Here is a 12,432-nt window from a genome sequence, read left to right on the forward strand (position 1 = left end):
CCCCGCCAACCTCATCCGCCCGGCACCGGCGGCTTCGGCAGCGGCCCGCCTCCCGCCGGGGGTCAGATGCCCGCCCCGGTCAGCAGCCTGCGCGTCCTCATGATGGTCGTCGGCGGCCTCCAGGCGATCCTCGGCCTGGCCCTGGTGACCAACAGCGTCTCCATCGCCACGTCCCTCTGGGGCGAGGCGGACGCGTCGACCCCGTGCTGCCGGACTCCCGGAGAGGCCCACGCGGGCACGGTCGTCTTCGTCGGCATCCTCATCCTGGCCATCGCCGCCTGGGGCATCCTGACCGCCCTCAAGTTCCCGACCCGCCACCCCAATGTGCGCAATTCGGCCATCGCCTACGGCTGGATGACCCTGGCCTTCACGGTCTTCCTCTGGGCCTTCATGACGGTCCTGATCCTGGTCCTGATCTGGCTCGCCATGGCGATCCTGCTCATCGTCCGGCCGAACCAGCCTGAGTGCAGGGGGTGGTTCGGGGCGCCGGGGCTCTGACGGCGACCGATTGACCGCGGTTTGTCAGCCCCCCTTGATACAACTGCGTACACGCGTATCGCAATGAGGGGGACTCTGCCATGACCAACCATGCTCAAGTGGAAGCGGCGCCCGTTGCTGGCCTGTACGAGACGCTGATCACCCAGCGGCTCGAAGAGCGCATGAAGCAACTCGATGCAGCAGGTTGGCGTGCGATTGATGACGTGGTGGGAGTCGAGTCCGCGCCTCACGTTCTATCTCGCCACATCGCGATCACCGTTCGCCGGGTGCTTCAGGGCCTTCAACCGGCAGAGCAGGTCGTTGCGGCGAACCACATCCTCGAATCCCTCAACACGATTGAGGGCGCTACTGAGTGGGTCGACCTGGTCACCGAGGGACCCCGGCAGCTTCTCGCTGTAGCGGAGCGTGAAGCTCCGGGCGTGTACGCGATACGGCCGCACACTCCCCTGTCCGACACTGCGCTGATCACGAACTCACCCGACGACCCAAGCCTGGGCTTTGAACTTCGGGCGGAACTGTCCACGGCGGACCGCGTGGATCTGCTCTGCGCCTTTGTGAAGTGGCACGGTCTGCGTGTTCTTGAGCAAGCGCTGACATCGGCGCGCGAGCGCGGCGTCCCCATCAGAGTCCTCACAACGACGTATATCGGTGCAACCGAGCGTCGAGCCCTCGACCGGCTTGTCCGCGAGTTCGGCGCTGAAGTGAAAGTGAACTACGAGCTCCGTTCGACTCGCCTCCACGCGAAGGCGTGGCTTTTCCGCCGGGAAACTGGCTTCGACACCGCGTACGTCGGCAGTTCCAACCTATCCAAGGCCGCGCTCCTCGATGGTCTCGAATGGAACGTACGGCTGTCGTCGGTCGCGACCCCGTCGGTCCTGCGCAAGTTTGAGGCGACTTTCGACGCCTACTGGAGCGAGCGCTCCTTTGAGTCGTACGACCCCGATCGCGACGCACAGCGATTGGATGAGGCGCTTTCTCATGCTGGTGGCACGAGCGGCCAGCAAGGCCCCAACGTCATCTCGCTCTCAGGGTTGGAAGTGCGTCCGTACCCTCACCAGCGAGACATGCTGGAGCGCCTTGAAGTCGAGCGCACCGTTCACGAGCGGAACCACAACCTGCTGGTCGCGGCCACTGGCACGGGGAAGACGGTGATGGCAGCCCTGGACTACAAGCACCTGCGGCACAAGCTTGGCCGGGATCTCCGACTGCTCTTCGTGGCACATCGGAAGGAGATCCTGGAGCAGTCCCTGCGGGTGTACCAGAACGTCCTGGTCGACGCCAACTTCGGTGAGCTCTTCTTCGGCGGCGAGGTGCCCGAGGACTGGAACCACGTATTCGCCAGTGTTCAGTCACTCAACGCGCGTGCCCTGGAGCGCCTCGCTCCGGATCACTTCGACGTCATCGTGATCGACGAGTTCCACCACGGCACTTCGCCGACCTACCGAAGGATCGTGGACCATTTCACACCGCAGGAGTTGCTCGGCCTCACCGCCACCCCAGAGCGCATGGACGGGCTAAACGTCCAGGATGAGTACTTTGACGGCCGAATCGCGGCCGAGATGCGGCTCTGGGAAGCACTTGAGAACGATCTGCTGAGCCCGTTCCACTACTTCGGTGTTACCGACAACACTGACCTCAGCACCCTCGCGTGGAAGCGGGGAGCGTACGACTCAAGTGCGCTGAGCAACCTCTTCACAGGTAACGACGCCCGGGCCAGGCTGGTCGTCAAGGCTGTGAAGGACAAGGTCACCGACCCCGGGACCATGCGCGCTCTGGGCTTCTGCGTCTCGGTGGCACACGCGCAGTTCATGGCCGAATTCTTCCGGCGTGCTGGCCTCAACGCCGTCGCACTCTCCGGCGATACCCCCAAGCATGAACGTAAGGCGGCGCTGGAAGAGCTCCGTGCAGGAACGCTGCAAGTCATCTTCTCGGTGGACCTGTTCAACGAAGGACTCGACATCCCTGATGTCGACACTCTGCTTCTTCTCCGTCCGACCTCAAGCGCCACCGTATTCCTTCAGCAGTTGGGACGTGGGCTGCGCCGTACCGAGAAAAAGGCCGTTCTCACCGTTCTCGACTTCATCGGTCAGCACCGCAAGGAGTTCAGGTTCGAAGAGCAGTTCCGCGCCCTGACCAACCTGACGCGAAACCGTCTCCTCACCAACATTGAGGACGACTTCCCTCAGTTGCCGTCTGGCTGCCAGATCATCCTTGAGGCGAAGGCCAAGACCCTTATCCTCGATAACATCCGCAATCAGATAGGCGTCAACGTCACTCAGCTCGCTCGCGAGGTTGCCACCTACGCCGAGCCTCGGCTCGCGGGCTACCTCAAGGAGAGCGGCCGAGAGCTCAAAGAGCTCTACCGCGGCAACGGAAACTCCTGGACCGGCCTTCTCCGCCGCGCCAAGCTCCTCAATCCCACTGCCCCCGACGGCGAGGCATCGCTCCTGAAGCGCGTATCCGCCTTCCTCCATGTCGACGATCCGGCACGCGTCTCGGCGTATACGAAGCTCCTCATCGACGACGCCCCCACGTATGACCAGCTCACCGCTCAGGAACAGGCGTACGCCCGCATGCTCTTCTTCTCCCTCTGGCCCTTGGGCGGTGATTTCACGAGCTACCAAGCGGGCTTCGACACCTTGCGCGCCCAGCACGCATTCCGCGACGAGCTCCGCCAGGTCCTGGCCCAGGTCCTCGACCTAGCCGACCACCTGCCGCTTCCCCTGCTCGGCACGCACGCGGATCTCCCCTTGGCAGTTCACGCCTCGTACAGCCGCGAAGAGATCCTCCCTGCTCTCGGCCAGTCCACCGTGGACGGCTTCATGCCTGGGCACTTCCGGGAGGGCGTGAAGTGGTGCGAGGGAATCCAGACTGATGCCCTTCTCATCACCCTAGAAAAGGATGAGAAAGACTTCTCGCCCGAAACTCGGTACAAGGACTATGCACTGAACGAGTCCGAGTTTCATTGGGAGTCTCAGAACCAGACATCAGAGACGTCACCGACAGGCCTGCGCTACCGGACACACAAAGAGAAGGGCACTCAGGTACTCCTCTTCGTCCGACGCTATAAGAAGACAGACATCGGTGGCCCACAGCCTTGGATGCTGCTTGGACCGGCTGATTACGTCACGCACAAGGGCAGCAAGCCCATGGCAATCACTTGGAAGCTGCGTCACGAAATGACAGCAGACGTTTGGACGTACTCAGCAATTGCTGCTGGGTAACCTCCGAGCCAAAGCCCCCCTTGCATTACTGGGCAGATTCCCCCGGCCCGGACCTCGACCTTGGTGTCGGACATCGCGGAGGGCGGCACTGATGTAGCGGCTGCGACTGCCCGGTCACCCGCCGTACGGGGCTCTACGTCAGTGCAACGCGCCCTCGCGCACCGATCCGACGAAGTGCGCCCACGCCCCTCGGCCAACGTGGAAGTGCCCGCTACTCGGACGCTCGCTGTCGCGCACGAAGGTGCCGACGGTAGTGAAGGCAGCCTCGACGCACTCCGTTCCGCTACCACCGCTGTAGGACGACTTGAACCACCGGGCACCTTCGTGATCCATCACGGCTCCTCGCAAACCTGGGTCAGGAGCGCGGCAGAAGACTGGGGGTCCAGCGCCTGCGCGCGCAAGTACTCGAACGCCAACTTATAGCGTTCGAGTTCCTGCGGCTTTTCCATGAACAGCCCCCCGCCGATGATGTCCACGTAGACCACGTCAAGTTCCGGAGTTGCTCCCCCCAGGATGACGAAGCTGCCAACTGCCGCGGCGTGCGCACCTGCCGCGAACGGCAGGATTTGGAGCGTGACGTTGGGGCCGGCCGAGGCGGCGAGTAGGTGCTGCAACTGATCGCGCATGACGGAGAGCCCTCCGACCATCCGCCGGATGACGGCCTCATCGATCACTGCCCACAGGTGCGGAGGTTCGTCGCGCGTAAGTAGCTCCTGACGCTTCATCCGGATGTCGACCATGTGATTGATCTCTTGGTCAGTGCATCTCATCTCTGAAGCGCGGTGAACCGCCTCCGCGTACGCGCGCGTCTGAAGCAACCCAGGAACATACATGCAGGCGTAGTGCCCCTCACTCACCACCTCGTCTTCGAGGGTGAGCATGAGATTCATGGACTCAGGGATGGGGTCAGCGAGGGAGCGCCACCAGCCTTGAATGCGAGCACCCTTAGCCAGGCCGACCAGTGACTCTCGCTCAGGGTCGGATGCGCCGTACTCGCGGCACAGGGCGTCCACGGCTGGCCACTTAACTGTTCCCTCCTTCGTCTCATACCGACTCAGAGTGGCCTTCGAGATGCCTACGCGGGCGCCTGCCTCCTCCAACGTGAGGCCGTTCGCCTCGCGGAGTCGGCGCAGATCGGCTCCCAATTGTCGCCTGCGCGTGGTCGGTCCAACTGGCATGTCATCGGCCCTTCAAGTCGGTATCGAAGAGGGTGCATGGGGCGAGTCTTGCAGGCAAGGTGGCGCACGCCGGGGGCGTGCGCCACTGGAGCGCGCTTCCGGAAGGGGGTTCTGAGAGTTCCATTTTGAGAGTTCCACTGTCACCTTATGGAGAGAAGCGGGAGCGTTGGGTGACCGCTGAGCCAGTGCGAAGGGTGACCGGTATGAGTGGGTGCCGCTTTGGCGTCGAGCGTAAGAGGTGGGAACTTCCATTCCTGGCTGAGGCGGAGGAGCTTGCCGGGCTGCGGCGAGTGATGCGCCTCCACCTTGAGCTTTGGGGTCTCTCATCGATGGTCGATGCGGCTCAGGTCTGCGTAACTGAGCTCACGAGCAACGTCATCAAGCACGTGGGCGCGGGAACCTCGGCCTGCCTGGCGGTGAGCATGAACGGGGGTTGCCTGCGTATTGAGGTGAGCGACTCTGACGGGCAGCGACTTCCGACGCTTATCCGGGCAGCCGGCCTGGATGAGCGAGGGCGGGGTATGCAGCTGGTGGAGGGAGCGTCTGCCCGGTGGGGAGTGATCGTGCGTGGTGTCTCCAAGACGACATGGTGTGAACTCGCCACGGGTTTGCAGTCGGCCGACGGTCACGTCGCCGATGAACAGGTAGCCAAGGCAGAAGCACTTCTGGGCCTCTGCGGGTTGGGAGAGCGCCGAGAGTCCTCGCAACTCAGACCTATGAGCATTAAGGAAGCTGCGGAAGTGGCCACCGGCTTGATCGCAGACCTTCTGCTCTGGCTGAAGGCGCATGGCTGCGACGCTGACGAGGCCCTTGACCGTGCGCAATTCCTCTTCGAGGTTGAGTCCGATGCGGAAGGGCCGGCGTGAGTCCTCGATCTCTCGGATCACGGCCTCCGAGCGAGCATGCGCTCGGGACGTTCAGCCTGACCAGCGAACCGGTCGAGCAGTAGTACGCCGCGGATCGCCTACACGCCCGGAGTAGCGCGCCCCCGCCCCGGCCGAACGGCGAGCCAAGCTCTGATGGTGCTCTCCCGCCAGGCGGGCGAGCGGCCGAACTGATCATCGGGGAGTGGGAAGTCCGCTGGCCTGAGGCGGAGTTCGTCAGTCACGCGCCTGCGGGTGCGTTTGAGATACAGGCGGACGGTGGCTGCCGTGATCCCCGCGACCTCCGCGACTCCCCCGGTGTCGAGCAGTCGCTCGGGTGGGCTTTCCATGCCTCTCCTTTGCCTCCGCGTCGTGGAGGCAAAGATACCGAGAGGTCGACGGCCGGCAGAAGCGTCGCCCCTGTCGCATCTCCCTGATCTGCCACATGTTTGACCCCGTCATGGGATCATTCATGGGTCGGAAGCCGCCCGTGCCCCGGCCTTCTGCCGTACCTCCCGTCATGTGCCCGGTCCTTCCGTCGTGGCCTGCCCTCCCTCTCTTCCCTGGACAGTGATGCGTCGTGTTCTCGGCGCGGCCCCGTGCCGCGTCTCTCAGCCATGCCCGGACCCCGACTGGCAACCCGTCCCCGTCCCGTTGCAGGAGGTGGAGGCCACCGCCGCCCGGCATGCCCAGCCCCGGGCCTGGTTGCGTGCTGTGGTGTGGCTGGTCGAGGAGGCTGGGCTCCATCCGAGAACGGGCGAAGCGACGTTACGCATCGCACGGGACCTGGCCGGGCGGATGGATTACACCGCCGGGACCGTGCTGTACGACCTCGACGGGACGGCCGCGCGCTGCTCTCTGTCCAGGGCGACGGTCAAGCGTCACGTCGGATATCTGCGGGAGTTGGGGGCGTTGGCCTGGGTGCGTCACGGGTCGCGGCGCAATCTGCGGCTTCCGGGACGTCCGTACGCGGGAACGGCAACGATCTACGCGGCCACGATCCCGTACGTCTACGACCGGGCGCACGGCAACCGCATCGACGGTCAGGGGTTCGGGGCCCGGGTGGTCGGGGTGCCATCCGTGCACACCTCATCGGCGGGCGGTCTCGGCCGCCGAGTGCGTGAGCCCCAATCTCTCGCCGCCCGCCCCCGCAAACCCGTAGCTGAGGCAGACGAGAGGTGTAAAGACACCCCGGGCAGGCGCGCGAGGTCACAGCTCTCCGCTCGCCCCGAACACTCGACGCCAAGAAGCCCGCTACAGGTCGCCGCCGACATCCGAATCGCCGCCCAGGTCCGGCCGCACGTCCCCTGGGCCCAGAGCGAGGGGTTACGTCGACTCGCCCACGCACTGCGGCCGTTGATCGACCAGGGCCTCGATGCCCACGACGTCGCCGCCGAGCTGACCTCGTGGTGGCTCAACTGGCGACCGGCGAGGCCCGCCGCGTACATCACCGCACAGCTCCGTGACCGGATGGCCGACGCTCCGAACGAAGACCTGTCGGCCGATGCCCACCCGCACGCTGCCGAGCCCACCGAAAATCCCGCATGGCGGGAATGGCTACGCCAACGCGCCACGGCAACGGAACTCCACGAACCGCAACGCACCGACGACGACCGCCGCCACGCCCGCCTGTACGGCTGGGACCGATGGGCGGAGATCGCCGACCACTACGCCGCGGACCCCGACGATGCCCTGGACCTCTACGGCACCCGCCTGTGCGGCTACGCGGTCAAGCGCGCTTCAAGTGATTGGGCGAGGCGGTGAAACAGATGCGTCGTGACGTCGCACCAGTTCCCGGTCGGCTTTGCAGACTCGGTGCCCAATCCCCTTCCACCGGCACCGAGGTACTGCGGGAGCACTCGATAGCGGAGGGGGCATGCGCAAGGGTGATGTGCTGTCCGCGGTCCTCAAAGGAACCCTCGACCTGAGCCGAGTTCTCCGAATGCGCCGGGAACATCGCGCCCAGGCCTCGAAGTTGACTTCGTCGACCTCTGACCTGCAACAAACCGTTGGGCACTTCGTTGCCGATAGAGCGCTGCCTGCGTGCATTCGGCATCCAGTGCTGTGACCGCCTAGGTGCGCCTCGTTGGCTGTTGCGGTTGGATGGGCATCGTGGCCCGCCATCAGCCGCCGTACGCCGCTCTGCGCAATTGGGGGAGCAGAGCGTGTCGGGAATGACGCGGGCATCTCGATAGCAGCCCCACAGGGCTGCGGGGCAGGGGGCGTGGCGTGGGATTGTTAGAGGCTTTGGAGCCGCAGGACCCGCGGCAGGTGGGGCGCTACAAAATCGTGGCACGGCTGGGCGCCGGCGGCATGGGCCAGGTGTACTTGGCGCGTTCGCCCGGCGGGCGTCCGGTCGCAGTGAAGGTGGTACGTCCGGAGTTGGCCCGGGACGGCGAATTCCGGCGCCGGTTCGCCCGCGAGGCGGTCGCGGCCGCCAGGGTCAACGGAGCCTTCACCGCCGGCGTGGTCGACGCCGACCCGGACGGCTTCCCAGCCTGGCTGGCCACCGTCTACGTACCAGGTGTCTCCCTGGGCGAGGCGATCGCAGGGCACGGCCCCTGGCCTACACAATCGGTGCTGGCCCTGGGCGCCGGCTTGGCGGAGGCCCTGGAAGCGATCCACGCGGCCGGAGTCGTCCACCGCGACCTCAAGCCCTCCAACGTGCTCCTCGCCGTCGACGGGCCCAGAGTGATCGACTTCGGCATTTCGGTGGCCGTCGAGGCCAGCGCGCTGACCAGTACCGGCATGGCGATCGGCACTCCCGGCTTCATGTCTCCCGAGCAACTCACCGGCGACCCCGTCGGACCGGCCAGCGATGTCTTCGCCCTCGGTGCGGTACTTACCTACACCGCCACCGGAGTCGGCCCATTCGGCACCGGCGCCTCACACGCGCTTCACTTTCGCACCGTCTACGAAGCGCCGAACCTAGAACTCCTCGCACCCGAACTGCGCCCTGTCGTGGCCGCGTGCCTGGACAAACAGCCCGACCGGCGCCCCACCGTGGCAACGCTGCTCGACAGGCTGGCAACCGCGGGTGGCAGCGAAGGCGCTGATGCGGTCGCCGCCACACCGCTGCTCACCGAACCCGGCTGGATGCCCGCCCCGGTTGCCCAGCTCGTCCGGGAGCACACCTCCACCTCCATGCCACACACCCCACCCACGCCACCGCCACCGCCGGAGACACCTCCGTCTGCCACAACCCAGACTGCCCCCGGCATCCAGCGCCCTGTGGTCCATCAGGACAGGAACGAGGGAATTGCCGCCCCGACTTTGATTTCGCCGTTCGCAGGGCAGCCCGTACCGCAGGTCACAGGACCGACAGGCCCCGTTGTCCCTGACCAGGACCTGGTCAGGCGGCTTCTCGACGATATGGAGGTGAACTACACCGTTGATGAAGAGGGCGACCTCACGGCGCCGTGGGCGGAGTTCCGCACCTACTTCATGTTCCGCGGCGAGGATGACCAGCAGGTCTTCTCGGTGCGCACGTTTTACGACCGCCCACACAGGATCGACGACAAGCCCCAGCTTCTTGAGACGATCGCCGAGTGGAACCGTCGCACGCTGTGGCCGAAGGTGTACAGCCAAACCTTCGACGACGGCTCCGTCCGCCTCGTCGGCGAGACACAGATGCTGGTCAGCACCGGAGTGAGCCTTGAGCACTTCGTGTCGTCCACGGTCAGTTGGATCCGAGCTGCGGTCGAATTCGACGATTGGCTCGTGGAGCGACTCGGGCTCGCGTAGGCCGGAAGGACGGCCGCCAGGGTTCGAAGGCCACCGGCAAGCTGTGGCTCTATCCGGGTACCGGAAACGGGAGCCTCGGCGCGCGCAAGCTCATCGGCACCGGCGGCTGGAACTCCATGGACCATATCCTCGGCGTCGGCGACACCTCCGGAGACGGGCGACCCGACCTCGAAGCGTCCGACGGCTTCTCGCTCTACCAGTACCAAGGGCTCGCCACCGGCGGCCTGCGCAAGTTCGATAAATACAACGGCACCTGGTGGGCGCTGGAAGGCGCGACTGTCTTCTGACCCCTCCGTCGAACCGCCTTGCCGGTCCCGTGCGGCCTGCGCCGGACCGGCCTGGCTGCCATCGGACATGAACCCGAACAGACGGGCAGACCGAGCCTGTGGTCTGCCCGTCAAGCTGGCCCACGCCGCCGCGGTCCGATGTCCCTCATCACCCGGAAGGTCAGGCAGACCACGACGGTGTCCTCCTCGACCGGCGTCCCCGACCCCTCCCAGAACCGGCGGTGCACCTCGCGCCAGTCCTCCAGGGACTCGTCGCCCTCGCCCTCCGCCCGGGCGTGCTCCCACGTGACCTCCGCGAAGGGTTTCACCTCCACGCCGGTGTACTCGAGGGTGGCGATCGACCGGCCCTCACTGTCCAGGAGTGCCTGCCGCTCACCGACGTACTCCAGGCCCTCGGTCTCCTCGGCGTACTCGTCGAGCAGGCAGGTCGTGGCCGTCTTCCGGCCGGCCAGGACCAGTGCGTTCAGCGCGGCACGCATCTCGCCGGGATGGCCCAGCTCCAGTGCGCGCATGCCGTTGACTCGCGGCCACATGATGTCTCCACCTCGTTCGGAGCGGTTTGCCGGCCCCGGAGCGCCTGGGGCTTTCCGAAGCACGACCATATGACTCACGAACCGCCCGCCCTCCCGGAGGCACCTCCTAACCTTGAGGTGCCATCCCGGCCTGCGAGAGGATTCATCTGTGTGTGACGAGCGGTTGGAGGAGTTCTCCCGGCAGCGGCTCGGCGGACGTCCCGTGCCGGAGGACGTACGGCTCCTTGCGACAGCGCAGTGGGAGGGGCGCGGGCACCCCTTCGAGCAGTTCGGCATCGCCATCCTGGAGCCCAGCGCCCCGCACCCGCTGACCGACTTCAGTTATCTCAGCGACAAGGAGCGCGCCGATCCCGACATCATGGCCAACTGTGCGGCGTCCGAGCAGATGGCCACGTATCTGAAGGCCGTGGCCCAGGACGAGGACGGCAACTTCTACGGGTACTGGCTGCACCCCCAGCAGCGGTTGGACCGGCAGCCGCCTCCGGTCGTCAAGGTCGACACGGAGCTGACGTACTGGGAACTGGGCGGGCGCACCTTCGCCGAAGCCTGCCTGTACGACATCGCGTTCGACGATGACGAGCTGTTCGCGGAGGTGGCCGCAGCGCTCGGGAAGCTGCATGTCTCCGTTTCCGCCGGGTCCCGTGAGGGCCTCGGCGAACTGCCCGCCGATCCCGCCCCGGAAGACGTGCACAGGCGGCTCTACTACGCCGAGCGGGAGCGGCTCGGGCTGCCTGCGGAGAACTAGTGCCGTGACCGGGATGGTTCACCGTGGCCGGGAGACGGCTCACGGGACGAGCGCGGTCCGCGAGACGACTGGTATTACTGGTGCATGCAGGAACAGCAGGAAGAGACCGCGCGGTCCGCGATCGACACGTTCATCTCCGCGTTCAACGCCTCGGACGACAGCTATGTGACTGCGCTGCTCTCCCAGGCCCTCACCTCGGACGTGGTCTTCTGGGGACCGTTGGGCCGCAGTGAGGGGATCGAGGCGGTCGAGCGGTTCGTGCTGGACATCCGGCGCCACCCCGCGGGGACCGGCACGATGGTGCGCTGTTCGGCGGTGGACATGCCGGACGAGTGGGCCCGGTACAAGTGGGTCTTCACGACGCCGGATGGAGGCCCCCGCCTGGCGGGAACGGACGTCGTCCATCTGCGGCGGAACCTCATCGACCAGGTCATCGTCTTCGCGGGGGAGATCGAGCCGTCCGCCTCCTGAGTCATTCTCCTCCGGCGCCGTCCTTCTTCTGAACCGGCCCCGTTGGGGGGTCCGGGTCTGCCCAGCCGAGATCATCTTCACAACGCTTCGGCCGTCCGCGCTTGGCCACGAGCGGACCGATGATGCGCTGTGGCTGTGTAAGTTCGCGGTTGGTCAGGCTGCGGTGTTGAGGGGGCGCCCCAACGGATGCCGGTTGGGGAACGAGGCATCCACGGAGAATCCGCCGGGCCGATGGACCTGCGGCACGATGTCGAGGAAGTCCGTGGACGGCTCCGACGCGCGGACCGGCACGTGGCGGCCGGTGGCTGTGGGCCTCTTGCGCTGCTGCGCCTGCACATGTCCGTCGCCCGCCGGTAACTCGGGCCGGCGGCCCCGCCCGGGAACCTCCGGAAACGGCGCACTCGTCAGCTGTTCCCCCTCGTCGGCCGCAACACCCGTCGCCCCAGGCAGACATCATCCCGGCTCGCCTCATCCCGGTCGAGGGCTTCCGTGCGTTCAGGGCGATCAGGACGGGACAGAGCCGCCCTCCGGCGCCGTGCGCCGGCGGCTGTAGTGACGGGCCGCCCGGGCGCGGTTGCCGCAGGACGGCTTGCACCACTCCTGGCGCCCGTGGCTCTTCACGAAGTAGCGCACGCAGCGGGGCGCGGTGCAGGAGCGCAACTGCTCGCGCTGCGGGCCGCTGAGGAAGTCGATGGCGGCTCGGGCCAGGGCCGCGAGGAGCCGTACGTGCGGATCGCTCTCCGCGGACAGCAGTCTGGTGCTGGGAACCGCGCTGGCCGGCCACAGCAGTTGAGGGGCCACCGGTTCACTCGCTGCGACCGTGTTGAGGTGGGTCATGGCCCAGTCGGCGGGCATCAGGCGGTGGGCGTCCGCGGGGCTGGGCGGGGCG

General features: G+C 66.2%; 12 protein-coding genes. 8 read left to right on the forward strand and 4 right to left on the reverse strand.

Features of this window, described 5'->3' with window-relative positions; all coding sequences use genetic code 11:
- Nucleotides 1–498 (forward strand): hypothetical protein (locus tag JGS39_RS27870; RefSeq protein WP_219572360.1); only part of this gene is annotated, 498 nt, incomplete at its 5' end.
- Between the two features lie 80 nt (nucleotides 499–578).
- Nucleotides 579–3,722, forward strand: a complete 3,144-nt coding sequence (locus tag JGS39_RS27875) for a DEAD/DEAH box helicase (RefSeq protein ID WP_219572361.1) — start codon at nucleotides 579–581, stop codon at nucleotides 3,720–3,722.
- A 138-nt stretch (nucleotides 3,723–3,860) separates the two neighbouring features.
- Here JGS39_RS27875 and JGS39_RS27880 read toward each other — a convergent pair whose 3' ends face one another.
- Together JGS39_RS27880 and JGS39_RS27885 are read right to left on the reverse strand one after the other, a co-directional pair.
- Nucleotides 3,861–4,055, reverse strand: a complete 195-nt coding sequence (locus JGS39_RS27880) for a DUF397 domain-containing protein (protein ID WP_219572362.1) — start codon at nucleotides 4,053–4,055, stop codon at nucleotides 3,861–3,863.
- The gene (locus JGS39_RS27885; RefSeq protein WP_219572363.1) at nucleotides 4,055–4,900 is read right to left on the reverse strand and encodes a helix-turn-helix domain-containing protein; all 846 of its coding nucleotides are present in this window, start codon (nucleotides 4,898–4,900) and stop codon (nucleotides 4,055–4,057) included. Before JGS39_RS27885 ends, JGS39_RS27880 begins: the two co-directional genes overlap by 1 nt.
- Before the next feature lie 170 nt (nucleotides 4,901–5,070).
- On the opposite strand from JGS39_RS27885, the gene JGS39_RS27890 reads away from it, so the two are divergent.
- From JGS39_RS27890 to JGS39_RS27905, 4 genes are all read left to right on the forward strand, one after another.
- On the forward strand, nucleotides 5,071–5,766 hold the full coding sequence (locus JGS39_RS27890) for an ATP-binding protein (RefSeq protein WP_306070206.1): 696 nt from the start codon (nucleotides 5,071–5,073) through the stop codon (nucleotides 5,764–5,766).
- A 660-nt stretch (nucleotides 5,767–6,426) separates the two neighbouring features.
- Entirely contained in the window at nucleotides 6,427–7,527 is a 1,101-nt protein-coding gene (locus JGS39_RS27895; RefSeq protein ID WP_219572364.1) for a cell wall protein, read from the forward strand.
- A gap of 465 nt (nucleotides 7,528–7,992) precedes the next feature.
- A complete protein-coding gene (locus tag JGS39_RS27900) occupies nucleotides 7,993–9,507 on the forward strand; it encodes a protein kinase domain-containing protein (RefSeq protein ID WP_219572365.1) in 1,515 nt (504 codons plus the stop codon).
- Nucleotides 9,508–9,623: 116 nt separating this feature from the next.
- Nucleotides 9,624–9,794, forward strand: a complete 171-nt coding sequence (locus JGS39_RS27905) for a hypothetical protein (RefSeq protein WP_371930381.1) — start codon at nucleotides 9,624–9,626, stop codon at nucleotides 9,792–9,794.
- A gap of 110 nt (nucleotides 9,795–9,904) precedes the next feature.
- On the opposite strand, the gene JGS39_RS27910 is transcribed toward JGS39_RS27905, so the two are convergent.
- On the reverse strand, nucleotides 9,905–10,327 hold the full coding sequence (locus JGS39_RS27910; protein WP_236064601.1) for an ASCH domain-containing protein: 423 nt from the start codon (nucleotides 10,325–10,327) through the stop codon (nucleotides 9,905–9,907).
- A 148-nt stretch (nucleotides 10,328–10,475) separates the two neighbouring features.
- On the opposite strand from JGS39_RS27910, the gene JGS39_RS27915 reads away from it, so the two are divergent.
- Nucleotides 10,476–11,072: a hypothetical protein gene (locus JGS39_RS27915; protein WP_219572366.1), complete on the forward strand. Its 597-nt coding sequence runs from the start codon at nucleotides 10,476–10,478 to the stop codon at nucleotides 11,070–11,072.
- Nucleotides 11,073–11,156: 84 nt separating this feature from the next.
- Complete coding sequence (locus JGS39_RS27920; protein WP_219572367.1) at nucleotides 11,157–11,543, forward strand: nuclear transport factor 2 family protein; 387 nt, start codon at nucleotides 11,157–11,159, stop codon at nucleotides 11,541–11,543.
- A gap of 504 nt (nucleotides 11,544–12,047) precedes the next feature.
- Here the strand turns inward: JGS39_RS27920 and JGS39_RS27925 are convergent.
- The coding region (locus JGS39_RS27925) for a CGNR zinc finger domain-containing protein (protein ID WP_219572368.1) at nucleotides 12,048–12,432 on the reverse strand (385 nt) is incomplete at its 5' end.

This window comes from Streptomyces poriferorum (genome assembly GCF_019399235.1).
GTDB classification, from domain to species: Bacteria; Actinomycetota; Actinomycetes; order Streptomycetales; family Streptomycetaceae; genus Streptomyces; species Streptomyces poriferorum.